At 57.0% G+C, this 22,076-nt stretch carries 24 protein-coding genes; 17 read left to right on the forward strand and 7 right to left on the reverse strand.

Annotation, left to right across the window (positions count from 1 at the left end; genetic code table 11):
• Positions 1 to 17 precede the first annotated feature (17 nt).
• Together ACN0TA_RS09450 and ACN0TA_RS09455 are read right to left on the reverse strand one after the other, a co-directional pair.
• A complete protein-coding gene (locus ACN0TA_RS09450; RefSeq protein WP_417582191.1) occupies positions 18 to 524 on the reverse strand; it encodes a response regulator in 507 nt (168 codons plus the stop codon).
• Positions 521 to 922, reverse strand: coding sequence for a response regulator (locus tag ACN0TA_RS09455; protein ID WP_417582193.1), 402 nt, complete (start codon positions 920 to 922; stop codon positions 521 to 523). The genes ACN0TA_RS09450 and ACN0TA_RS09455 overlap by 4 nt, the downstream gene beginning before the upstream one ends.
• 228 nt (positions 923 to 1,150) lie before the next feature.
• Here ACN0TA_RS09455 and ACN0TA_RS09460 point away from each other — a divergent pair, with 228 nt between their 5' ends.
• Together ACN0TA_RS09460 and ACN0TA_RS09465 are read left to right on the forward strand one after the other, a co-directional pair.
• Positions 1,151 to 1,771 (forward strand): flavodoxin family protein, encoded by a 621-nt coding sequence (locus tag ACN0TA_RS09460; protein ID WP_417582195.1) that lies wholly within the window; start codon positions 1,151 to 1,153, stop codon positions 1,769 to 1,771.
• 19 nt (positions 1,772 to 1,790) lie between these two features.
• Positions 1,791 to 2,528 carry a Crp/Fnr family transcriptional regulator gene (locus tag ACN0TA_RS09465; protein ID WP_417582197.1) on the forward strand — a complete coding sequence of 246 codons (738 nt, stop codon included), beginning with the start codon at positions 1,791 to 1,793 and terminating at the stop codon, positions 2,526 to 2,528.
• Between the two features lies 1 nt (position 2,529).
• On the opposite strand, the gene ligD is transcribed toward ACN0TA_RS09465, so the two are convergent.
• Positions 2,530 to 4,992 (reverse strand): DNA ligase D, encoded by a 2,463-nt coding sequence (gene ligD / locus ACN0TA_RS09470; protein WP_417582199.1) that lies wholly within the window; start codon positions 4,990 to 4,992, stop codon positions 2,530 to 2,532.
• A 2-nt stretch (positions 4,993 to 4,994) separates the two neighbouring features.
• Positions 4,995 to 5,852 (reverse strand): Ku protein, encoded by an 858-nt coding sequence (locus ACN0TA_RS09475; RefSeq protein WP_417582201.1) that lies wholly within the window; start codon positions 5,850 to 5,852, stop codon positions 4,995 to 4,997.
• Between the two features lie 142 nt (positions 5,853 to 5,994).
• Here ACN0TA_RS09475 and ACN0TA_RS09480 point away from each other — a divergent pair, with 142 nt between their 5' ends.
• On the forward strand, positions 5,995 to 6,183 hold the full coding sequence (locus tag ACN0TA_RS09480; protein WP_417582203.1) for a hypothetical protein: 189 nt from the start codon (positions 5,995 to 5,997) through the stop codon (positions 6,181 to 6,183).
• On the opposite strand, the gene ACN0TA_RS09485 is transcribed toward ACN0TA_RS09480, so the two are convergent.
• The 3 genes from ACN0TA_RS09485 to ACN0TA_RS09495 all read right to left on the reverse strand — a co-directional run bounded on the left by ACN0TA_RS09485 (position 6,180) and on the right by ACN0TA_RS09495 (position 8,880).
• Positions 6,180 to 7,220 (reverse strand): DNA topoisomerase IB, encoded by a 1,041-nt coding sequence (locus tag ACN0TA_RS09485; RefSeq protein ID WP_417582205.1) that lies wholly within the window; start codon positions 7,218 to 7,220, stop codon positions 6,180 to 6,182. The genes ACN0TA_RS09480 and ACN0TA_RS09485 overlap by 4 nt on opposite strands.
• A 6-nt stretch (positions 7,221 to 7,226) precedes the next feature.
• Positions 7,227 to 8,072: an SDR family oxidoreductase gene (locus ACN0TA_RS09490; protein ID WP_417582207.1), complete on the reverse strand. Its 846-nt coding sequence runs from the start codon at positions 8,070 to 8,072 to the stop codon at positions 7,227 to 7,229.
• 130 nt (positions 8,073 to 8,202) lie between these two features.
• Positions 8,203 to 8,880, reverse strand: a complete 678-nt coding sequence (locus ACN0TA_RS09495; RefSeq protein WP_417582209.1) for a GntR family transcriptional regulator — start codon at positions 8,878 to 8,880, stop codon at positions 8,203 to 8,205.
• 240 nt (positions 8,881 to 9,120) lie between these two features.
• Here ACN0TA_RS09495 and ACN0TA_RS09500 point away from each other — a divergent pair, with 240 nt between their 5' ends.
• The 14 genes from ACN0TA_RS09500 to pip all read left to right on the forward strand — a co-directional run bounded on the left by ACN0TA_RS09500 (position 9,121) and on the right by pip (position 21,591).
• On the forward strand, positions 9,121 to 9,942 hold the full coding sequence (locus ACN0TA_RS09500; RefSeq protein ID WP_417582211.1) for a transporter substrate-binding domain-containing protein: 822 nt from the start codon (positions 9,121 to 9,123) through the stop codon (positions 9,940 to 9,942).
• 95 nt (positions 9,943 to 10,037) lie between these two features.
• A complete protein-coding gene (locus tag ACN0TA_RS09505; RefSeq protein ID WP_417582213.1) occupies positions 10,038 to 10,763 on the forward strand; it encodes an amino acid ABC transporter permease in 726 nt (241 codons plus the stop codon).
• Between the two features lie 14 nt (positions 10,764 to 10,777).
• On the forward strand, positions 10,778 to 11,434 hold the full coding sequence (locus ACN0TA_RS09510; protein WP_417582215.1) for an amino acid ABC transporter permease: 657 nt from the start codon (positions 10,778 to 10,780) through the stop codon (positions 11,432 to 11,434).
• The gene (locus tag ACN0TA_RS09515) at positions 11,427 to 12,149 is read left to right on the forward strand and encodes an amino acid ABC transporter ATP-binding protein (RefSeq protein ID WP_417582217.1); all 723 of its coding nucleotides are present in this window, start codon (positions 11,427 to 11,429) and stop codon (positions 12,147 to 12,149) included. Before ACN0TA_RS09510 ends, ACN0TA_RS09515 begins: the two co-directional genes overlap by 8 nt.
• Positions 12,150 to 12,251: 102 nt before the next feature.
• On the forward strand, positions 12,252 to 13,943 hold the full coding sequence (locus tag ACN0TA_RS09520; RefSeq protein WP_417582219.1) for an aconitase X: 1,692 nt from the start codon (positions 12,252 to 12,254) through the stop codon (positions 13,941 to 13,943).
• Position 13,944: 1 nt separating this feature from the next.
• Positions 13,945 to 14,979, forward strand: coding sequence for a trans-3-hydroxy-L-proline dehydratase (locus ACN0TA_RS09525; protein WP_417582221.1), 1,035 nt, complete (start codon positions 13,945 to 13,947; stop codon positions 14,977 to 14,979).
• On the forward strand, positions 14,979 to 15,989 hold the full coding sequence (locus tag ACN0TA_RS09530; RefSeq protein ID WP_417582223.1) for an Ldh family oxidoreductase: 1,011 nt from the start codon (positions 14,979 to 14,981) through the stop codon (positions 15,987 to 15,989). Before ACN0TA_RS09525 ends, ACN0TA_RS09530 begins: the two co-directional genes overlap by 1 nt.
• Before the next feature lie 185 nt (positions 15,990 to 16,174).
• Positions 16,175 to 17,200: a LysR family transcriptional regulator gene (locus ACN0TA_RS09535; protein WP_417582225.1), complete on the forward strand. Its 1,026-nt coding sequence runs from the start codon at positions 16,175 to 16,177 to the stop codon at positions 17,198 to 17,200.
• Positions 17,201 to 17,320: 120 nt separating this feature from the next.
• Positions 17,321 to 17,401 carry a pyrroloquinoline quinone precursor peptide PqqA gene (gene pqqA, locus ACN0TA_RS09540; protein WP_041528725.1) on the forward strand — a complete coding sequence of 27 codons (81 nt, stop codon included), beginning with the start codon at positions 17,321 to 17,323 and terminating at the stop codon, positions 17,399 to 17,401.
• 28 nt (positions 17,402 to 17,429) lie between these two features.
• A complete protein-coding gene (pqqB, locus tag ACN0TA_RS09545; RefSeq protein ID WP_417582227.1) occupies positions 17,430 to 18,338 on the forward strand; it encodes a pyrroloquinoline quinone biosynthesis protein PqqB in 909 nt (302 codons plus the stop codon).
• Positions 18,335 to 19,099, forward strand: a complete 765-nt coding sequence (pqqC, locus tag ACN0TA_RS09550; RefSeq protein ID WP_417582229.1) for a pyrroloquinoline-quinone synthase PqqC — start codon at positions 18,335 to 18,337, stop codon at positions 19,097 to 19,099. The genes pqqB and pqqC overlap by 4 nt, the downstream gene beginning before the upstream one ends.
• On the forward strand, positions 19,096 to 19,419 hold the full coding sequence (pqqD, locus tag ACN0TA_RS09555; protein ID WP_417582231.1) for a pyrroloquinoline quinone biosynthesis peptide chaperone PqqD: 324 nt from the start codon (positions 19,096 to 19,098) through the stop codon (positions 19,417 to 19,419). The genes pqqC and pqqD overlap by 4 nt, the downstream gene beginning before the upstream one ends.
• Entirely contained in the window at positions 19,416 to 20,630 is a 1,215-nt protein-coding gene (pqqE, locus tag ACN0TA_RS09560; RefSeq protein WP_417582233.1) for a pyrroloquinoline quinone biosynthesis protein PqqE, read from the forward strand. The genes pqqD and pqqE overlap by 4 nt, the downstream gene beginning before the upstream one ends.
• Positions 20,620 to 21,591, forward strand: a complete 972-nt coding sequence (gene pip / locus ACN0TA_RS09565) for a prolyl aminopeptidase (RefSeq protein WP_417582235.1) — start codon at positions 20,620 to 20,622, stop codon at positions 21,589 to 21,591. The genes pqqE and pip overlap by 11 nt, the downstream gene beginning before the upstream one ends.
• Positions 21,592 to 22,076: the final 485 nt, after the last annotated feature.

The raw sequence follows: 22,076 nt of genomic DNA on the forward strand, positions 1-22,076 counted from the left end.
TGGCCTCCGAAGCTGGATCAAGCGTTGTCCTGCATTGCGCCGAACAATAGTCTAGCCCATTGGTCTTGAACGGTTTCTGGACCTCTGCCTTCACGCGGAACAACCATCGGCTCATGCGAAACAACCGGCGCTGAAGCCTGTTGCGGGCGGAACGCGGCAACTTTGCGCCTGAGAGACCCTAAATCCAAAGGTTTATGGAGCGTTTCGACAGAGCGATAGCGAGCATCGATGTGATCTTTTTGATAGGCTGTCGCAAAGATGATCGGAACGCCTCGTGCCATCAGAACATCGACCAGTTCATAAACCTCTTGCCCGAACAGCTTTATGTCAAGGATGGCTCCGTCCAAGCGGCGCCGCCCGACGATCAAGCTTGCGTAATGAACTGTGGGCGCTGGGCCAAGCACGTTTACACCATGGCTTTTGAGATCGTTGCACACCTCACGCGCCAGAACATAATCATCCTCGACGACCAAGACGCATTTGCCGGCAATCGAATCAGGAACCGATTTTTCAAAAGCACTCATGCTGCACCCGATTCATCACGCGCAACGAACTGATTGGTCAGTGCGCGCAGTAGCCTAACGGGGTCGGTCGGCTTTTCAAAACGCTGCACATGTTCGAGGTGACTGGGAATTGTCCAGTTGTCATATCCGGTCGCGAACACAAATGGCACTTTACGTTCTTGCAGGCGCTCGGCCACCGGAAAGACGTGCCGTCCGCGTACGTTGATGTCGAGAATTGCTGCATCGGGCATGCCGTTACTGGCCTTGAGCGCGGACAGGGCGTCCTCGACTTGAGAGAAGGGCCCCATCACGCTCGCGCCTTGGTCGAGGACAGCCATCTCGATATTGAGAGCAATAAGATACTCGTCTTCAACGACCATAATGACCTTCCCGAACAATGTTGGGTACGCCGCGTCCATAAAGTCCTCCGCCTCATCTGCCGCTCCGAAAGCAAAAGCGACGAGACCAAACTTCGTTGCACATGCCCAGCATATTAAGGCGGTCAGCGAACACGTCCAGTTGGAACGCCTTTGTGGATGCGTCGTTGTCAACGAGAGGGTGGTGGGAGGCCAGCTTTTTCCAAGAGCAGACGCCACACTCCAATTAACATAAATCAACAACAGCTCGGATTGCCGAAATCGCTCACAATGAAAAAGACTCTCAAGGTACTTGCCCTCAATGGCACGCTCAAAACATCTCAACGTGATGAAACGTCCTCGACCAACAGAATGATAGACCTGCTATTGGCCGGTTTTGCTGGCCATGGCATCGTCGGCGAAACGATAAGGCTGGCAGACCATAACATTCTGCCCGGCGTGACTTCCGACGAAGGACCTGGCGACGACTGGCCGAAAATTCGTGAGAAGATCTTGGCAGCGGACATTCTGATCGCCGGGACCCCAATCTGGATGGGGCAACCCTCAAGTGTCATAAAGCGAGCTCTAGAACGCATGGACGCCTTCATTTCGGAAAAGGACGATAAGGGCCGCATGCCCTCCTACGGCAAAGTTGCGGCGGTTGCTGTTGTGGGAAACGAGGATGGTGCCCATCATGTGTCTGCCGAGTTGTTTCAGGCGCTCAACGACGTTGGATTTTCCATTGCGCCCAATGCCGTAGGCTACTGGGTCGGTGAGGCGATGAGTTCGACCGACTTCCGAGATCTCGACGAGGTTCCCGAAACGGTCGACGGCGCGGCAAAGATGCTCGTGGAAAGCACAACTCATCTCGCGCGTCTGCTTGCCGATGCTCCCTATCCGAGTGTCAAGTGAAGCGGGAGATATGTAGCACGTGACAGAGTTGCTCGTTGCCCGGCTTGAAAGCCACATGCCTTTGGAACAGGCCGATCGTGCCGCATTGCTTGCCCTCCCCGCACAGACACGCCAGTTCTCGGCAAGAAGTTCAGCGATTGCAGGAAAATTGCTGGACAACCATGTTCACGTCATCGAAAACGGCTTTGCCTGCCGCTACCGCGATCTGCCCGACGGGCGCCGTCAAATACTCTCGATTCTGGTGCCTGGAGACATCATAGATCTGCGCCAGTTTGTGCTCGGCGGCACACAGCCTTTTCTCGCCTCTATTTCTCCGCTCTCTATGCGGGCGATCCCCAATGATCACCTTTTCAGACTGTTGGAAACCTCACCTCGCGCCACGAGAGCTCTGTGGAGCACGACGCTGGTTGAGGAGTCGATTTCCCGAGAATGGCTCGTCAGTATAGGCAAACGTTCGGCGCTCGAGCGCGTGGCTCATTTGCTGTGCGAGATCTACCTTCGCCTGGATGCCGTCGGGCACAGTTCCGGCCCGCGCTTTCCCTTGCCACTGACACAGAGCGAACTTGCAGACGTACTTGGTCTGTCAACGGTTCACGTCAACCGCACACTACAAGAACTGCGTAAGTCGGGCCTGATTTCGTTTCAATCGGGGATAGTTGAAATTTTCGACTTTAGCGCGCTGGCAACGCTGGGCCTTTTTTCATCGGGCTATCTACATTTACGCGCGCGTTCCAAACCGCAGCCAATATCCGCATGATCTATTTTGGCAGCTTTGGAAGCGACTGCCGCAATTTCCCATATCCGGGCCAAGGATCGACTTGCGCTCGTTCGATAGCCTCCGCAAGAGAAAAGCCATTGGCAGCGTTCAGCGTCTCCAACTCGTCCCACCCCACAGGAACAGCCACAGGTGCGCCTTCGCGAGCACGCGTCGAATAGGGCGCTATGGCGGTTGAGCCCCGCTCATTCCGGAGATAGTCGATGAACAGTTTGCCCTTGCGAGCCTTTTTCGACAACGTCGCGGTAAACCTCTCAGGCTCATCCTCCACCATCTGTTTGGCAAAACCCGAAGCAAATGCCTTTACATCCGGCCACTGCCACCGGCGGATTATCGGCGCGATCACATGAACGCCTTTGCCGCCGGTCGCCATCGCAAAGCTCTCCAGCCCAAAATCGGCTAGCTTGGCTCGAATGTCGCGTGCTGCCGACCTGACATCATCAAAGCCCAAGCTCTCATCGGGATCTATATCGAAAACCAACCTGTCGGGCTTCTCAATTGAATCGCGACGTGCGCCCCAAATGTGGAACTCGAGCACCCCCATCTGCACACCCGCCAGCACGCCATCCAATTCATTCAGGGTGAAATAGCTGTCTGTCTTTCCGTCCTTTTCCTTGATTTCAATTGTATCCATGCCCTGCGAAAACCCTCCGGTATCGTGCTTCTGAAAAAAGCACTGCTTGGCCCGGCCCGCTGGGCAACGCACCAGACTAAGGGGGCGATCGGCGATATAGGGCATCATTGCCTCGGCCACCGCCGCATAGTAGGCCGCCAGCTTACCCTTGGTGACCCCCTGCCCCGGATAGAGCACCTTATCTGGGCTTGAGAGCTTGATTCCGGCATTTTCCGCAGCCGACACCCCGAGCGTATCAGTTAGTGTCACGGCGCTGCTCCTGTTTATCTCGGTGGGCTTGTCGAGCCCAATGACCTTGGCTGGCTTATCGTCCCGTAATCCGACAAAAGAGGGATGCCGAAGTATGCCGTCCGGCGTCAGCTCGGCATAGGCGATTTCGGCGAGATGGCGAGGAGAAACCCAACGTGCGCCACGCGCCATCGCCCGCGGAACACCGCTCAATGGCGCCGTTTTCCGAGCATCACCGTCGAGCATGGATTGGATTTCATCGCGTGATCTATCGGAAAACCCTGTACCCACGCGACCGCGATAGACAAGCTTTCCATCTTCCTGGGTCGCCAGAAGAAGTGACGCGAACACACCGCGACGCTTTTCCGATGGCGACCAACCGACAACTACGAATTCCTGCCGCAGCGTACACTTGACCTTCAGCCAGGATTTGGTTCTGCCGGAGCGGTACTTCGAAGGGCCATGCTTGGCAATTATGCCCTCATGGCCAGCGCTGCATACTGCGGAGAACACCTCCTTGCCCTTGCCCGCGATGTCTGGCGAAAACTGGACGGGGTCGTAGCGCGACCGTCGCCCCAGTATATTCTCAAGTGCTGCTTTGCGTTCCGACAATGACTTGTTGCAAATTGATTTTCCGTCGACTTCAAGAAGATCGAAGGCAAAAAACACAAGCGGACCACCCTCCGACAGATGACGCTTCAATGTCGAAAAACTGGTCTTACCGTTCGCGTCGAAAGCGCAAATTTCACCATCAATCACCGCGCTGGATTTTGTAAGCTGGGACATTGGCGCAACCAGCGATGAAAACTTGTCGGTCCAGTCATGCCCATTTCGAGTGTAAAGTTTGACATTTTCTCCGGAAATGGCGGCTATGCAGCGATAGCCATCATACTTCATCTCGAAAAACCAATCGTCACCGGACGGTGGGCCATCGGCGAGGGTCGCAAGCTGAGGCGCGGTGAACTTAGGCAGCGCCTTTGCTCGCTTTCCCGCACGTTTGGCAGGTGGCTCGCTGTTTTCGATAGCGTTCATTGTGCGGCCGGTCGAAATGCTGGTGCTCTGGTCTAGCAGTTGCGAGCCATCATCACTCGCATGATCGTCATGTTCTTTGATCAGCAGCCAGTTTTCGCTCTTCTCACCAGGCTTGGGCTTCATGCGGATCAAAGCCCAACTACCCTGCATGCGATCGCCTCTAAGACGTATCTTGAGCTTCCCCGACTTGAACCCCTTCTTTACATCTCCAATCGGCTCCCAAGTCCCAAAATCCCAAAGCATGACGGTCCCCCCGCCGTACTGCCCCTTGGGTATTGTGCCCTCAAATGTTGCGTACGCAAGCGGATGATCCTCCGTTCGTACGGCAAGCCGTTTGTCATTGGGATCAGTGCTGGGGCCGCGTGTTATCGCCCAACTCTTGAGTACCCCTTCATATTCGAGGCGGAAATCATAATGCAGCCGGGTAGCATCGTGCTTATGAACAACAAAAATGTTGCCAGAAGTACCGGATTTGGTTCCCTCAGGCTCACTGGTCTTGGAGAAGTCCCGTTTGGCTCGGTACTCCTCAAGGAGATCTCGGGCCCGAGCCATCACTAGCTTGCTTTCTTACGGGGTGATTTCGTGGGTTTTGCCGAAGTCTTTCGACGCTTCCCAGTGCCTTCGAGACTCGATTTCAAAGCGTCCATGAGATCGATCACATTGCCCTTTGAATCGGCTGCAGTCGGTTCGTCGGTATCAGCGGCGACCTTTTTCTTGCCTTTTGATTTCAATTTCTTGTCGACCAGCGCACGAAGCGCCTCAGTATAATGATCCTTGAATTTCCCAGCTTCGAATGGCGCGGTCTTGCGTTCGATAAGTTGCGTGGCAACGTCTAGAAGGTCTTTCTCCGCTTTGGTCTTGGAAATCCCAGAGAAAAACGGATCGGACTTTCTGATCTCATCCTCATAGTGAAGTGTCTCCAACAGAAGTCCTGTTCCACATGGCTTTAGGGCGCAGATGTATTCGCGCCCGCGCATGGCTATCTGGCCCAACCCAACTTTTTCGGCGGACCGAAGCGCATCACGGATAACCCGAAAGGCGTCTTCAGCCAGTTCATCCTGCGGCACGACATAATAGGATTTATCGAAGTAGAGCGGGTCGATCTCACATCCACCGACAAATTGGACCAGCTCGAGCGTCTTGCGTGTTTCGAGCTTAACTGCATCGATTTCGTCGTCTTCAAGCAGCACGAAATCGTTCTTCTCATACTCAAAGCCCTTGAGAATTTCATCAGCATCGACAGGACCAATGCCCGGCACGATTTTCTCGTATTTTACGGGCTTACCCGATGGCTCATGGATTTGCCTAAATGAGAGGCGTGCTCCGGTTTTTGACGCCGAATAGAGCTCAACCGGAATCGCCACGAGTGACAATCTGATCTGACCTTTCCAGATGGGACGCGCAGATGGCATGGGACTGTCCTGACAAATGAACCGATATTTTTGATTCAATTCGCAAGCCCGGACCGGGTTCCAAGTGGCACTGCTGTGCACCTAACGACCAAATTAACTTATGTTAGTGCAGTAAGCATAAGTTGCTGTAAGATCATGTCCTATGATGGGATCGCAAAAAACCGTTGCGCAGTCAGTTCGTGAAGAAATCGCTCAGCACAAGCGGCGACTACTTAAGCTCGAAGAGAGTGCAGTACGGATTGCCAATACGCACAACTGCCCAGATCACAGCCTGATCCGGCTTGCATTGCTGAGCCAGAGCGCTGCAGCAGGCACTGTTGTCAAGCTCTAGCGGCGACCAGCATATTTCTCCAGCCAAACTGCTGCCACGCACTCTTGGGTATCCAACCCGGAGCGTCGCGGGCGCTTGGCACTAATTCCGGAAAGATCCTTGCTGAGCAGCCCTCGCTCCCACCGTTCAATAACTGTGGGATGAACGTAGCAGGATCGGCACACGGCTCTGGTGTTGCCAAGATATTGAGAAACGGTATCGATAACACAATTGAGTGCTCGCGCCTTCGCGCTTGTCGTATCAGGCACCTCGGTTTCGGCAAGCATCGTCAGCGCCCGCAGCGTTCCACCCCAGGTACGAAAATCCTTTGAGCTGAACCGCTCGCCGATCGCGTTCCGGATATAGTCATTGACGTCATGAGACGCGACATCGTGAAGCCCATCCTCGTCGCGATAACGGAACAACCGCTGGCCGGGCAAGTGCTCTATGGCGCGAAGAACCCGCGCCATACGCCGGTCGGAAAGCCCGACGATCCATTCCTTTCCCGACTTCCCCTTAAAACGGAACTGCAGTTTGGTGCCGGTAATCTCGACATGTCGCGACCTCAAGGTTGTAAGCCCAAAACTCTTGTTGTCGCGGGCATAGCTTTCATTACCGACCCTGATCATGGTGTGGTCCATTAGCCAAACGACGCTGGCGATGACCTTTTCTCGCGGCAGTCCGTGGCGACGCAAATCGGCGTCTATAGCTTTGCGCAATTTGGCAAGGTTTCTGGCAAATTCAGCTAACAGCGCGTATTTCGCTGACCCGCGATCGGCGTGCCACTGGTCGTGATACCGATATTGCTTGCGCCCCTTCTCATCGCGTCCTGTCGCCTGAATATGACCGTCAGGATCTAGACATATCCAGACGTCCGTCCATGCAGGAGGAATAGCCAAGGCCCTGATCCTGGCAACGTCACCCGACCGACAAACGGCGCGCCCCGAGGCCGTGGTGTACGAAAATCCCTTACCCCGTCGACGGCGTGTTATGCCCGGCTCGTCATCATTGACGTAACGCAGGCGTCCTGCAGAAAACCTCGGGTCGAGCGTCGCCATCGACTGTCAACTGCTTGGAAAGTCGCCGCCATCAACATGGATGGTCTGTCCGGTCATGTATCGCCCATCCTTGCACGCCAGCAAGAGATAAGCAGGAGCCACTTCATTTGGCTGGCCGGGTCGACCGAGCGGTGTGTCGGTGCCAAATTTAGCCACCTTATCGGCCGAAAAACTCGCAGGTATCAGCGGTGTCCAAATTGGGCCAGGCGCCACTGCGTTGACTAAAATTCCTTTGTCGGCGAACCGGGCGGCAAGTGACCGCGTGAGTGCTACAATGGCGCCTTTCGTCATTGCATAATCAACAAGCTGTGGATGACCGCGATACGCAACGATGGATGCCGTATTGATGATGCGCGCGCCGGAATCAAGATGGTCAATAACGGCCTGAACCATATGAAAACAACTGTAGATATTTGTTTCAAAGACCGCCTTCATGGCATTAGCATCTAAAGCTGCAAGGTCTTCACGCACATGCTGCTCAGCAGCGTTGTTGATCAAGATATCGATCCGCCCGAACTTTGCGATCGTACGTTCAGCCACCGCACCGCAAAACTCGGGGTCTCCAACGTCTCCCGCGATGAGTAGCGCCTCGCTACCCTCGGCCTCCACCAGCCTACGCGTTCGTTCAGCGTCATCGTGCTCATCGAGGTACACAACGACAATACGTGCGCCCTCCCGTGCAAACAGAACGCTTACGGCGCGGCCAATCCCTGAATCCCCGCCAGTGATGATAACAATTTTCCCCTCCAAGCGACCGCTGCCGGGATAGAACGGGGCAAAGTCAGGTTCTGGATGCATGGCACTCTCGTGCCCTGGCTGTACACTTTGATGCTGGGCTGCCTGGCCGGCCATAACACATGTCTCCGCAGAAAAAATCTGCGCGATGAATGCTCCTGAAGCTGCTTCGTTCCGCAACTTGCGTTAGGTCAATGTTGGGAACACCGGGCGCAAAGCGGCAGCATCGTTTTGCCAGAAAGGTTTGCTAGCGATGGTGTTCGCGCAGATAGCCTACAAGCGCCTTTCCAGCCTGATCGATGTGTTGACGCGTTAATTCGGCTGCGAGTTTCGGCTTGCGCGCCTTGCATGCATCCAGGATGGCCTGGTGCTCCTCGACAGCAGAGCGCATGCCCTGCGTAAGGTAGAGCACCAACCGCACATAACGCTCCACGAGATCGTTGGTCTTGTCGATCATCGACAAAAAGAACTTTTTGTCAGAGTCCTTATAAAGCGCAGTGTGGAAATCCCTATTGAGGTCCCCCCAACGCAGCGGGTCTGCTTCTGCAGCAAAAGCATCGCAATAGCGCTGTGCGGCCTCCAAAGACGATTCGCTCATCATGGGAACCGCCAACTCGATTACGGTAGGCTCCACCAAAGCCCGAAATTGGAAAATCTCCGTAATCTGGTCATGACTTAGCGAAGCGACGACAACGCCCTTATAACGTTCGGATACGACAAGTCCCTGCGCCTCGAGCCGCTGCATAGCCTCACGAACCGGAATTCGCGATACGTTGAACATTTGGGCGATTGAATCCTGGCGAAGAGGCTCCCCCTCCTCAATCTCGCCGCGAATGATCGCATCACGCAGGGCATCGTAGATCACGTCCCCGGCCGAAGCCTGCCTGCCAAGATCAAACGCCTTTACTTTCAGTGCAGTAGCCAATTTTTGGCCTCACTATCTTCCGTCATCCACCCTCGCATCACGCCAATACGGCATCAATACGACCCGGCGAAGCTCCCTACAATTAGTATATTGTAGATTGGATACAATTATGCAAACATATTGTGAAGCCGGTGAGCAGTTGGCCGGATGAGGGAATGGCGCACGTCAATAAAAGACCACGCGCAATGGAGTGGCGTGCGACCAGCGACATTAAAACTGCACCAAAAGAGAGGGATCAACATGAAATTTCCTGCCTTGATTGCCGCGGCGTCTGTAGCGCTCGGCCTTGCTGCGGCAACTCCGGCTTTTGCCGACAAACTCGATGATATCATTGCTTCGGGTACATTGCGCTGCGCCGTCACGCTCGACTTCCCCCCGATGGGTTCGCGCGACGACAATAACGAACCTGTCGGCTTCGACGTCGATACATGTAACGATCTGGCCGCCGCACTCGGCGTTACTGCAGAAATCGTTGAAACACCCTTCCCCGATCGTATTCCTGCGCTCGTTTCGGGCCGTGCCGATGTCGGTGTAGCCTCCACTTCAGATACACTCGAGCGCGCGAAGACAATCGGCGTCTCCGTGCCCTACTTTGCATTCATCAACGTCGTTCTGACGCGTGAAGATACCGGCATCGAGAGTTACGAAGACTTGGCCGGCAAGAATCTTGGTTCGGTCGCTGGCGTGTTTGAAGCCATTGCTCTCGAAGAAGACTTCAACGAGTGGGATGCTGGCGGTTCTTTCCGTACATTCCAGAGCCAGGCCGATGTGTTCCTTGCCCTCAATCAGGGGCAAATCGACGCGACTGTAGTGACCGGCACCGTCGCCGCGTCGACAGTTAACGAAGGCAACTTCGATGGTTTCGTGATCAAAGGCGATGCACCATACCTCGTCGATTACGTCAGCTTGATCGCGCTTCGCCAAGAATACGGCCTGCTGAACTACCTCAATCTCTTCGTCAATCAGCAGGTCCGCACCGGACGCTATGACGAGTTGTTTGAGAAATGGGTCGGCGGCGGCGCTGCAGCACCTGACCTGACCGTTCCCGGCGTTTACTACTAGCGCCATCCCGGTTCGCAGGCGCTCTTGGGGCGCCTGCGGTCTTGCTTTCGCGGCGCGCCCTGAGCGGGCCAGATCGAAACCGGGGAACCGTTGAAATGTTTGACATCAACTATACCTTTCACTGGGGACAGGCATTTCGCGCGCTGCCCCAGATGATTGACGGCGCACTGATCACGCTGCAAATTGCTGTTCTCTCGATGATTATCGGCATATTGATCGGGGTCCCGTTGGCGCTGGCCAAAGGGTCCCATAGTGCGCCACTGCGAGCGTTTGCGAGCACATGGATCGAAATTGCCCGGAATACGCCCGCCCTGTTCCAAGTCTATATGATTTATTTCGGTGTCCCCGCTGTACTTCAGGGCGTGGCATCACTGTTCGGGGTCGATTTCCGGGCTCTGGGCATCAATATCTTCTATCTGGACTCCTATTGGGCGGTCCTGGTCGGCATAGCGTTCAATAACGCGGGCTATCTCGCCGAAACGTTCCGCGGTGGTCTTCGTGCCGTACCGGCAACCCAAACCCGCGCGGCTCGGTCTTTAGGCTTTGGCGCCTTCGATGCCTTCAGGCTCATCGTGCTGCCGCAAATGTTCCGCGCGGTTTTCCACCCCATGACCAACCAGATGGTTTGGGCAATCCTAATGACATCGATCGGGATCTTCGTTGGGCTGAACACCGACCTGACAGGCGTCACCCAGGAGCTCAATGCGCGCACTTTCCGAACATTTGAGTTCTTCGCGCTCGCTGCTGCCATTTATTACGTCATCGCCAAGATCGTCACTGGCGGCGCCCGGCTCGTGGCCTGGCGACTGTTCAGGTATTAGGGGAGGACCGGACAATGCTTGGAACTTCCATCACCATCGGCGATCTGACCTTCATGATGACGGGCGCGGGCCTTACCCTCGCCATCACATTCTGGGCGATGCTCGGCGGCACCCTACTGGGGATCTTCTTCGGGGTAGTCCGCGCACAATCGCCTTGGTTTGTGAACTATCCGATGGGCGCCGTACTCGATATTTTGCGGTCTGTACCGCTCCTCATCCAGTTCATCTTGTTCAATTCATTCCAGTCCATTGCCGGCTGGGGCATGAACCCGTTTGTCGTAGGCTGTGTTGTGTTGGCCGCCTACACTTCGGCATTTTGTACCGAGATCGTTCGTGGCGGCATCCAATCGGTACCCACCACCACACGGCGCGCTGCACGATCGCTCGGCATGAGCTGGACCCAGGATATGCGCTACATCGTATTGCCCCTGGGCACACGCGTCATGCTGCCCTCCTGGATCGGTCTGACCCTCGGCGTCATGAAAGACACAGCCCTCGTTTACGCCATAGGCGTTATCGAGCTGCTGCGCTCGAGCCAGATCATCATCACCCGTAAACCCCACGAGGCGCTGCTTATCCTGGCGATCGCGGGTCTGATCTACTTCATCGTGAGCTTCCCGGTCTCTCGCCTCGGCGCTCACCTCGAAAAGAAATGGCGCGAAAATGATTGAAATCGAAAACGTCAGAAAATCGTTCGACAGCTTCGAGGTCCTAAAGGGCGTTTCGATGACCGTCGATAAGGGCGAAGTGGTCTCGGTGATCGGCGGCTCGGGATCCGGCAAGTCGACAATGCTGATGTGTATCAACGGGCTGGAACCCATTGATGCTGGAAAGATCACAGTTGATGGCACAGAAGTCCACGCCAAGGACACCGACCTCAATAAGCTCCGCCGTAACATCGGCATCGTCTTCCAGCAATGGAACGCGTTTCCCCATCTCACGGTGCTGGAAAATACGACCCTGGCGCTACGCAAGGTGCTCGGAAAATCCAAGGCAGAGGCAGATGAAATCGCCATCAAGCAACTCAACCATGTGGGTTTGGGCGATAAGCTGAAGGTCTATCCGGGCAAATTGTCCGGCGGACAGCAGCAACGCATGGCCATCGCCCGCGCGCTGGCCATGGAACCCCAATACATGCTGTTTGACGAAGTCACTTCGGCACTTGATCCCCAGCTCGTGGGAGAAGTGCTCGATACCATGCGACTTCTCGCCAACGAGGGCATGACGATGATTGTGGTTACACACGAGATGGCATTCGCGCGTGAGGTTTCAAATCGGGTGGCGTTTTTCAAGGACGGTCTGATCCACGAAATCGGATCACCCAGCCAGCTATTTGAGAATCCCGAACGGCCCGAAACCGCGGAATTCCTCAAGTCCGTTCTTTGACACGAGCACATAGTGAGAGGCAGTCTTTGTGGGCTGCCTCTCAATCCCGCCACGGAGCCAATCAATGGCGCAGCCTCACCCCAATTCTACCGGCAAGTTGAAATGAAGGAACATTGTACGGCCCGCACAATATTGGGCGGTGCGGCAGAGGGCCTGGTTCTTGCCAGCTCCGAGGCTTTGAGTTTCTGGGGTGGGGTCGACCCGGCGACTGGCAACATTATCGACATCCATCACCCGCTCCATGGGGAGAACGTCACCGGCAAAATTCTCCTCATGCCGTCTTCGCGTGGATCATGTACCGGGTCGGGGGTTTTGCTTGACCTCGCATTGAATAACCGTGCGCCGGCCGCGCTGATATTTTCAGAGCCCGAGGACGTCCTGACGCTGGGCGCCTTGGTTGCGGAGATATTTGGTCATGCGATTCCTGTGTTGCGCGCCGACACTCTGGCATTCGCTGTTTTAGCCTCGGCACAACGCATAACCATCACTGAAACTGAAATCGTCGCCGATAGACAACCGATCCAACTTCTTCCCGCCCAGGTCTCGGCTTTGGAGCTGAGCGAGAGCGATACCGCAATGCTAGAGGGGCACAGTGGCCCAGCAGCGGCGCAAGCCATGCGCATCCTCTGCGCCATGGCTGCCCAGCAGGGCGCTCACCAGCTCATCGACGTTACCCAGGCACATATCGATGGCTGCATCTATGCCAGCCCCGCCAATCTCACATTCGCGCAAACCATGGCGGACATGGACGGAAAAGTCGTTATCCCGACATCGATGAATGCCATCTCCGTTGATCACGAGCACTGGCAGTCTCAAGGCGTCCCCGATCATTTCGGTACGCCCGCCGCCAAGCTGGCAGACGCCTATGTACGCATGGGATGCTCGCCAACTTTCACCTGCGCACCGTATCTGCTTGATACCGCGCCCAGCTCCGGCGAAGCCGTTGGTTGGTCCGAATCGAACGCTGTGATCTTTGCCAATTCGGTGCTGGGTGCCCGGACTGCAAAACACCCTGATTTTCTCGATTTGTGTATAGCGCTGACCGGTCGTGCGCCGCTCTCGGGCGTGTATCTCGATGCACACCGCCGGGCGCGCCTCGTCATCGATGTGGATCGTCCCGATGAGCCTGACGGCGCTTTCTGGCCATTGATCGGCTACATTGCCGGGCTGTTGGCTCCTGACCGCATTCCTTTGCTCCGTGGACTCGCTTCTGCCCGGCCGAGCCGTGACGACCTTAAAGCGTTGTGTGCCGCGTTCGGAACAACATCGGCTGCGCCGATGCTCCATATAGAAGGCGTCACACCAGAGGCCGGAAACGCTGACGTCCAGGATACGCCCCACACTATTATCGACACCGCACTGATGACGTCGACATGGCAACGCCTTAACGCCGGCCCCGAACAGATCGATCTTGTAGCGATTGGCAGCCCGCATGCTTCACTATCTGAATGTCATGGACTTGCCGACGCCCTCGACGGTCGACCTATCCACCCTGCGGTAAGCGTCATTCTTACAGTTGGCCGGGAAACCAAGTCGCGCATGGCAAACGATGGCACGCTGTCTCGCCTTGTTGCCAGTGGTGTAACAACGGTTTCGGACCTCTGTTGGTGCTCAATTTCCGAACCTGTATTCCCCCCCACGGCCAAGACGGTGCTCACCGACTCAGGCAAATACGCTCATTACGGCCCCGGACTCTCCGGTCGCTCCGTTCGCTTGGGTAGCCTGGCGGACTGCGTCGAGGCCGCTCTTGACGGAAATGCCCCCCAACGCCTGCCAAAATGGCTGGAGACTTAATATGCGCACATCGAAAATCATCCATGTTGTCGGCTGCCATGCCGAGGGCGAGGTTGGTGACGTAATCGTAGGCGGCGTTGCTCCGCCGCCCGGCAATACGATCTGGGATCAAGCGCGCTGGATCGCCAAGGATGACGCGCTGCGAAACTTCGTCCTCAACGAGCCCCGGGGCGGCGTATTCCGCCACGTCAATCTACTTGTGCCGCCTATGGACCCCAAAGCTGCGATGGGTTGGATCATTATGGAGCCGGTCCACACGCCGCCCATGTCGGGTTCGAACTCAATCTGCGTGTCCACAGTGTTGCTCGACACCGGCATCATCGCGATGGAGGAACCTTACACGTACTTCACTCTCGAAGCCCCTGGCGGGCTTGTCGACGTCGTCGCCACTTGCAAGGACGGCAAGGCAGTATCGATCCGCGTCACCAATCATCCAAGCTTCGCGCAGCACCTCGACGCGACCATCGAGGTTGAAGGCTTAGGTACATTGACAGTCGATACCGCTTACGGTGGCGACAGTTTCGTTATTGTCGACGCAAAATCGGCCGGTTTCGTTCTCTCTCCCGACGAAGCAAAGGATCTGGCGGACGCCGGCATGAAGATAACCCGAGCAGCGACCGAGCAGTTGGGCTTTTCCCATCCAACAAATCCCGATTGGTCCCACATATCATTTTGCCAGTTCACAGCGCCTGTCGAGACAGTGGACGGCGTCAAAACCGGCCGCAACACGGTGGCAATTGAACCGGGCAAGCTTGACCGCTCGCCAACCGGCACCGGTTGCTCTGCCCGCATGGCGGTCCTGCACGCCAAGGGCCAGCTTGCCGTCGGAGAAGATTTTGCGGGTGTCTCGATCATCGGGAGCCAGTTCAACTGTCGCATAGAAAGCACCACCGAACTCGCTGGAACGCCAGCAATCATCCCATCGATTGCGGGCCGTGGCTGGGTCACTGAGACCAAACAGCTGATGCTCGATCCGTCTGATCCCTGGCCGGGCGGTTACAGGGTTGGAGACACCTGGCCGTCCAGGAGTGCGTGATGACTGATCTGCGCGTGTCGTTTGCCGAACTCGTTACGCTTCTCGAAACGATATTTCTCCGCTTCGGGACAAGCGAGCAGACCGCATCCATCCTTGCCGACAATTGCGCACGGTGTGAACGCGACGGTGCCAAAAGTCACGGAATATTCCGTATGCAGGGCTACACTGACAGCCTTGCCACGCGATGGGTCGATGGCATGGCAATCCCCACGATCGAAGACGCAGCTGCCGGATTCCTACGCGTCGACGCCCGTAATGGCTTTGCGCAACCAGCGCTGGCTTTGGCGCGCGAAGCCTTGATCGACAGAACCCGGACCAATGGAATTGCCCTTCTCGCGATCCGCAATTCTCACCACTTAAGCGCGCTTTGGCCGGATCTCGAGCCCTTCGCCGAACAGGGTTTTATTGCGCTCTCAACTGTGAACTCGTTTGCCTGTACAGTGCCACATGGGGGCCATAGCGCCGTGTTCGGCACCAATCCCGTAGCGTTTGCGGCCCCGACCCAAACCGGAACGCCAATCGTTTTCGACATGGCAACGTCGTCGATGGCAAATGGCGATGTCCAGATAGCTGCTCGCAACGGCCAGGCCCTCCCCCCCGGATCGGGTGTCGACACGAATGGCAACCCGACCATCGATCCCAACGAAGTTCTCAATGGCGGCGCGCTACTTCCATTCGGCGGCCATAAGGGTTCGTCGATCTCAATGATGATCGAACTGATGTCAGCGGCTTTGACGGGCGGACACTATTCGTTCGAGTTTGATTGGTCCGGCCATCCCGGCGCCGCGACACCTTACACTGGCCAATTGATTATCCTTATCAATGCAGCCCTCGCCGGCGGCGCGCCTTTCGGGGTTCGCGCCGAAACCTTGATTGACCAGATGCAATCAGCGGGCGTTTCTCGCTTTCCTGGGCAACATCGATTTGCGAACCGCAAATCATCGGACGATCTGGGCATTGCACTAACCACCCAAGAGCTGAACTGGCTAGAAACACTGGCCACCAGATAGCGGACCTCTTCCCGCCTCATGTCTGTCGACCCGGAAGGGCGCTCCATCACCGTAGTAACAGCCAAGTGGGCACTTTTCTGCCGTTCGCACACCCGGCAATTGCGCTACTGTGGCCCCGCCGGTAGGGATACGGCGCGTCGGGGGCGTTGGCCAAAGTCCGCGAACGACCACGACCGGCTGCGCGCATGAGATTGAGCATCGTAACCATGAACTCCCAATCAACAAAATCTCACCTCGATATTTCACTGCACCAACTCAAAATATTCACAGCAGTTGTCCACGCGGCCACATTAACGGAAGCTGCCAAGCAGTTGGGGATTGCCCAGCCTTCCCTATCCCAGCAACTCTCACGGCTTGAAACGCTCGTCGGAACGCGCCTGTTCAATCGCCGGCCAGGAGAAATGGAACTCACCGAGGCCGGACTGTATCTCCTGCCCAAGGCGGAACACGTCCTGCGCGGCATGCGAGATCTCGAAGACGGACTGCTGGAGTTTACCTCAGGCCGCCGAATGACGGTCAGGTTGGCCGGCATCACCTCGGTGTTACGCGTTCTTCTGCCCCCGGCTCTGCGCCGCCTACAGGGGATATTTCCCGATATCGATTTTGATATTCAGGATATGGCCCCATCCGACATTCTCGAACTGCTCTATGACCGCCGCATTGCCGTAGGACTGCTTGCAGACAATTCACTGGCGGCCTCGGGCGGCGGGTTTGCCCAAATACCCCTGCTAACCGATTCCCACGTTCTGGCCGTACCCGCCCATCTCGACCTCGCAAAAGTCAAAAAACCGGAACATGAACTACCCGCGGAAGCCTTTGCCGTTCTCAATCAGTCGATACAGTTCGCGTTTGGCACTCAACACACCAAACGCGTCCAAAACTGGTATGAACGCTTGTTCCCGAGTCACACAGTCGTCGCCCAATGTCGTAGCTTCGAGGTAGCAGCCGAATTGGTTCGGGCAGGCACGGGGGTCTGTCTGGTTCCCGCTCTCTCTCTGTTGCACGGCGCGGAAACGCTCAAAGGCATTCGCCTTTACGCTGTAAACGCTGGACCCAGGCAAATCATGGCGGTTATTCCTACGCAGTATCAGCATGCCGAACCCTATCGAACCTTCCTCGAAACATTAAGAGACGCTGCTAAAGCCATCGTTCTCCCAGAAGTCTTGCCCATTCCTCCCTTTCTCGATGGCGGGCCAAAGGCCAAGTTTTAGAGCCCATGAAGCTGCGGCCATATGCGCGCAGTTATGGGTTCGATAGATTGCGTGCGGCGCGCTCTCTTCCCACGATGAACAATACGGCGACGATGCCGTGTTCAAATGAGGAGAAAGACAATGGCCTGGAACAAGCCCAAGCTCACTGAAATTCCTGTCAGCATGGAAATCAACATGTACGCTTGCGCAAAGCGCAAATAGTCGATTTTGCCTGCCGCGGTCTCCCGTTATGATTAAAATCCTCGTACTCGGTGCTGCGGCAGGCGGCGGAGTGCCGCAATGGAATTGCGGCTGCGACAATTGCCGTGATGCGCGCTCAGGCACGCTCGATATCGGCGGCAACCAGGCATCGATCGCCATCAGTTCCGATGGCGAGCACTGGTTTTTGATCAACGCCTCGCCCGATCTGCGCCAGCAAATTGCCAACACTCCGTCGCTGTGGCCCAACCCCGGGTTAAAGCGCCATTCGCCCATAGCGGGCGTAATTCTGACCAATGGTGAAATCGACGCGATAACCGGACTTCTGACGCTGCGCGAAGGTTCGCCATTCACATTATACGCCCATGAGCGCGTGCTTTCGATCCTCGGCGCCAATTCGATTTTCAATGCACTAAAGCCCGAAAACGTAACACGCCGGTCCATTACGACCGGCGAAAGGTTTGCGCCAGCACTGCCAGACGGATCACCCTCAGGGCTGGAGATTTTTGCCTTCGCGGCACCGGGCAAAACCGCGCTGTTTCTCGAGGGCCATGATGAAAATGCCGAAGGCGACACGCTCGGCCTCGTCATCACTGACCGCTCGAGCGGCGCGCGCATGGTGTTTCTGGCCGCCTGTGCCGCGGTCACCGAAGAAATTATGAGCCTGATCGAAGGGGCCGAAGCCGTGTTTTTCGATGGCACGCTGTGGCGCGATGACGAGATGATTGCGCAGGGCCTCAGTTCAAAGACCGGCCAGCGCATGGGCCACATTGCCATGAGTGACGCCATTCCGGCGCTCGCGGAAACCGCGATTGGCAAGAAATTCTTCCTGCACATCAACAATTCCAATCCGGCGCTGCATCCGGAGTCCGATGAACGAAAAGCCCTGGAAGCGGCTGGGTGGTCCATACCCGCCGAACGGATGGAGATTGAGTTATGAACCAGATAACAGCACTTTCGGTCGCCTCCGACCTGGAGCTCGCTTCCCCCGACGCTCTTGAAGCCCAGCTTCGCCATATCGGCGCGACGCGCTACCACAATCTGCACCCGTTCCACGGCCTGCTGCACGGAGGCAAGCTCAATAAGGGGCAGGTGCAGGCCTGGGCGCTCAACCGTTATTTCTACCAGTCGACCATTCCCTTGAAGGATGCCGTTGTGATTTCGCGGTTCCGCGACCGAGCTACCCGCATCGAATGGCGCCACCGCATTTCCGATCATGATGGCGATATCGGCAGCGAAGGCGGCATTGAGCGCTGGCTCAAGCTCACCACCGGGCTTGGACTTGACCCTGACTATGTGGAATCGACCGAAGGCATATTGCCCGCCACCCGGTTTGCCGTTGAAGCCTATGTGCATTTCGTGCGCGACCGGTCTCCGCTCGAAGCTATCGCCTCATCGCTCACCGAACTGTTTGCGCCCAATCTTCATCAGGAGCGCATCGCCGGGATGCTTGAGCATTACGACTTCATCTCGCCCGAGGTGATGACCTATTTTTCGCGCCGACTCGACCAGGCGACCCGCGACGCCGATTACGCTCTCGACTATGTCAAAACCCATGCGCGCACCCCCCAGGAGCGGCGGCTGGTGTGCAACGCTTTGATCTTCAAGACCAACGTGCTCTGGGCACAGCTCGACGCGCTTCACCACGCCTATGTCGGCGGACACATTCCGCCTGGCGCATTTGTCCCGGACGCACCATGATCCAGGCAGCGCCAGCCTCACGCCGCCGCATGGTGGCAACACCGCAAAGCGCCCCGCGCCTCGCCCGCGGGGTCAAGCTGCGCCACGACGACACCCGCGGCCGCTGGGTGCTTCTCGTGCCCGAACGGGTGATGGCACCCGACGATATCGCCGTTGAGATTCTGCATTTGTGCGATGGCGAGCGCACCATTGCGGCCATGGCCCAAACGCTGGCCGAAAAATACGCAGCGCCCACCGACCAGATCGAGGCCGACGTGATCGAAATGATTCAGGATCTGGCCAATTCCGGATTTCTGATCGATGGAGGAGGAAAACCATGAGCCCGACACTCGACCGACACCATCCTCCGATCGAAGCCGATCCCAATGACGGACTGGCCCTGCTCGAAGGCAGGGGCAAACCGGTCACCGCAAAATACGGCATTCCGCTGGCCGTTTTGATCGAGTTGACCCACAAATGCCCGCTGCAATGCCCATACTGCTCCAATCCTTTGGAAATGGAACGGGCGCGCAACGAATTGACCACTGAGGAATGGAAGCGCGTTCTTGATGAGCTTGCCGAAATCGGCGTGCTTCAGGTCCATTTTTCCGGTGGCGAACCGACGGCCCGCAAGGACATCGTCGAGCTGGTTCAGCACGCGAACGACCGCGATCTCTACACCAACCTCATCACATCGGCAGTTCTTTTGAACCGCGAAAAGCTTAAGGAACTGGCCGACGCTGGCCTGTCCCATATCCAGATCAGCTTTCAGGGCAGCAACGCTATAAAGGCCGACCGGGTGGCCGGCTTTCGCAACGCGCACGCAAAAAAGCATGAAGTGGCGCGCTGGGCGCGCGAACTCGATCTGCCATTGACGGTCAACGCCGTCATGCACAGGCAGAACCTCGACCAGCTCGAAGAGATCATCGCCATGGCGGTCGATATGGATGCCGACCGCATCGAGATCGCCAATGTCCAGTATTACGGCTGGGCACTCAAGAACCGCGCCGCGCTGATGCCCACCATCGCCCAGATCGACCACGCAACCGAAGTGGTCGAGGATGCCCGCCAACAGCTCAAGGGCATTCTCGATATCGATTTCGTCATCCCCGATTATTACGCCGAGCGCCCCAAGAAATGCATGGGAGGCTGGGGTCGGCAGTTCTTCAACATCACACCCTCGGGTAAGGTGCTGCCCTGCCATGCTGCCGAAACCATCACCGACCTCGATTTTCTATCGGTGCGATCCAACCACTCCATCGCCTGGATCTGGCAGAACTCGGACGCCTTCAACCGCTATCGCGGCACCGGCTGGATGCCCGAGCCGTGCCAGAGCTGCGCCTTCAAGGAGGTCGATTTCGGGGGATGCCGCTGCCAGGCCTTTGCACTGACCGGAAGCGCCGACAACACCGACCCGGCCTGCGCCCTGTCTCCGCATCACAACGAAATTTTCCGGACGGCCGAAGCCGAGGCCGAAACCGGCACAACGCGGTTCATCTACCGCAATTTCGCCGGCGGCACGCTCGAAGCGGATCCGGTCGATGGTACGTGAGGCGGCGGTCGATACCGAACTGTACGCCCCGCTCACGACGCAAATGCTGCCGGTCGGCGAAGGCCACGCGCTTTACGTCGAGACCGTGGGCAATCCTGACGGCGTCCCGGCGCTATTCCTGCATGGCGGGCCGGGCAGCGGATGCCAGCCCGGCCACCGCCGCCTGTTCGATCCGGACCGCTTCCACGCGGTACTGTTCGACCAGCGCGGCGCCGGGCGCAGCACGCCTGCCGGGGAGCGATCGGCCAATTCCACGGACCGGCTGATCGCCGATATCGAGGTCATCCGCACAACATTGGGGATAGATCGGTGGCTGGTTGTGGGCGGTTCGTGGGGCGCGACGCTTGCGATCGCCTATGCGCAAAGCCATCCGGACCGCGTTACCGGCATGGTCCTGCGCGCTACCTTTTTGGGTACACGCGGTGAACTCGAGCGGGCATTCTTGACGGCCATGCCACATTTCTACCCGCGTCTTTATGCTGAATTCCTGGACCTGCTTACGCCTGCTGAACGTGCCGACCCGCTTGGGGCCTACTGGCACCGCATCCTCGATCCCGATCCTCAAACACATCGGCCAGCGGCCTTTGCCTGGTATCAGACCGAGCGCATTCTGTCCCAGATTGCGCCGCCAGCCGACAGGCTGGATTTCTCCCAGCTTCCAGCTGCTGGAGCGCGGCTTCCCGCCTCTCCGTTCATGGAAGCTCACTATTTTTCTAATGGCTGCTTTCTTGAACCCGACCAGCTGCTGGTTGGAGCTGCGAAACTGACGGGCATTCCGGGGCACATTATTCAGGGCCGATACGACCTTCTGTGCCCCCCCGCCACGTCCTACGCCGTAGCGAAAGTATGGCCCGATGTAAGTGTACGAATTGTCGGCGCGGCAGGGCATGGACAGGGCGAACCGGGCGTGGAAACGGCCATGGGCAAGGCCCTGTCTGACCTGTATCCCGCCGTCATGTGAGTCTCTACGCCAGCTTCCGGCGTAATACACAAATCATCATCTGGCCTAAAATCGACGCTGGCGAATGCGTCATGCCAGCCAGCAATACGGGCATGCCCGTGGTCTATCGATTATGGTCAATCATCAGGGCGATATTCCGGTGGCCATACGCCTGTTCCGCGCCCGCCGCGAGCACCCACGCTTTAGCACGGCGGCCTGCCCAACCAGAAGCAACCGCACCGCATATTCCTGCAACCGGAATCAACCTCGGGGACGGCGATAGCCACCGCATCACGCTAATCTGGGACAGCTTGTCCGGGAACCGAAAACTGTATGACAACGGCGGTCTTGGTCTGATCATGCCGAACTACCACAGGCACGAGGTCTTGCCGGACGATCTTTACTAAATTGTCGGGGAAAAGCTTCACGCGGGAAACCCGGCGAACAATCAATTCTATCAGGGTAAGCACTGCGAAGGCGACGTATTCAATGTCGCCATGGCCAGT

Origin of the sequence: Pelagibacterium sp., from assembly GCF_048264985.1 — a bacterium.
Classification (GTDB): domain Bacteria; phylum Pseudomonadota; class Alphaproteobacteria; order Rhizobiales; family Devosiaceae; genus Pelagibacterium.

What these genes read in the sequence shown, in the direction of transcription:
- ACN0TA_RS09490 (WP_417582207.1), bottom strand. Translation starts at nt 8,072, where the DNA reads ATGGCCGGCCAGGCAGCCCAGCATCAAAGTGTACAGCCAGGGCACGAG.
- pqqE (WP_417582233.1), top strand. Translation starts at nt 19,416, where the DNA reads ATGAGCCCGACACTCGACCGACACCATCCTCCGATCGAAGCCGATCCC.
- pqqD (WP_417582231.1), top strand. Translation starts at nt 19,096, where the DNA reads ATGATCCAGGCAGCGCCAGCCTCACGCCGCCGCATGGTGGCAACACCG.
- pqqA (WP_041528725.1), top strand. Translation starts at nt 17,321, where the DNA reads ATGGCCTGGAACAAGCCCAAGCTCACTGAAATTCCTGTCAGCATGGAA.
- ACN0TA_RS09455 (WP_417582193.1), bottom strand. Translation starts at nt 922, where the DNA reads ATGGACGCGGCGTACCCAACATTGTTCGGGAAGGTCATTATGGTCGTT.
- pqqC (WP_417582229.1), top strand. Translation starts at nt 18,335, where the DNA reads ATGAACCAGATAACAGCACTTTCGGTCGCCTCCGACCTGGAGCTCGCT.
- pqqB (WP_417582227.1), top strand. Translation starts at nt 17,430, where the DNA reads ATGATTAAAATCCTCGTACTCGGTGCTGCGGCAGGCGGCGGAGTGCCG.
- ACN0TA_RS09460 (WP_417582195.1), top strand. Translation starts at nt 1,151, where the DNA reads ATGAAAAAGACTCTCAAGGTACTTGCCCTCAATGGCACGCTCAAAACA.
- ACN0TA_RS09525 (WP_417582221.1), top strand. Translation starts at nt 13,945, where the DNA reads ATGCGCACATCGAAAATCATCCATGTTGTCGGCTGCCATGCCGAGGGC.
- pip (WP_417582235.1), top strand. Translation starts at nt 20,620, where the DNA reads ATGGTACGTGAGGCGGCGGTCGATACCGAACTGTACGCCCCGCTCACG.
- ACN0TA_RS09475 (WP_417582201.1), bottom strand. Translation starts at nt 5,852, where the DNA reads ATGCCATCTGCGCGTCCCATCTGGAAAGGTCAGATCAGATTGTCACTC.
- ACN0TA_RS09535 (WP_417582225.1), top strand. Translation starts at nt 16,175, where the DNA reads ATGAGATTGAGCATCGTAACCATGAACTCCCAATCAACAAAATCTCAC.
- ACN0TA_RS09450 (WP_417582191.1), bottom strand. Translation starts at nt 524, where the DNA reads ATGAGTGCTTTTGAAAAATCGGTTCCTGATTCGATTGCCGGCAAATGC.
- ACN0TA_RS09480 (WP_417582203.1), top strand. Translation starts at nt 5,995, where the DNA reads ATGATGGGATCGCAAAAAACCGTTGCGCAGTCAGTTCGTGAAGAAATC.
- ligD (WP_417582199.1), bottom strand. Translation starts at nt 4,992, where the DNA reads ATGGCTCGGGCCCGAGATCTCCTTGAGGAGTACCGAGCCAAACGGGAC.
- ACN0TA_RS09515 (WP_417582217.1), top strand. Translation starts at nt 11,427, where the DNA reads ATGATTGAAATCGAAAACGTCAGAAAATCGTTCGACAGCTTCGAGGTC.
- ACN0TA_RS09505 (WP_417582213.1), top strand. Translation starts at nt 10,038, where the DNA reads ATGTTTGACATCAACTATACCTTTCACTGGGGACAGGCATTTCGCGCG.
- ACN0TA_RS09510 (WP_417582215.1), top strand. Translation starts at nt 10,778, where the DNA reads ATGCTTGGAACTTCCATCACCATCGGCGATCTGACCTTCATGATGACG.
- ACN0TA_RS09530 (WP_417582223.1), top strand. Translation starts at nt 14,979, where the DNA reads ATGACTGATCTGCGCGTGTCGTTTGCCGAACTCGTTACGCTTCTCGAA.
- ACN0TA_RS09500 (WP_417582211.1), top strand. Translation starts at nt 9,121, where the DNA reads ATGAAATTTCCTGCCTTGATTGCCGCGGCGTCTGTAGCGCTCGGCCTT.
- ACN0TA_RS09485 (WP_417582205.1), bottom strand. Translation starts at nt 7,220, where the DNA reads ATGGCGACGCTCGACCCGAGGTTTTCTGCAGGACGCCTGCGTTACGTC.
- ACN0TA_RS09520 (WP_417582219.1), top strand. Translation starts at nt 12,252, where the DNA reads ATGAAGGAACATTGTACGGCCCGCACAATATTGGGCGGTGCGGCAGAG.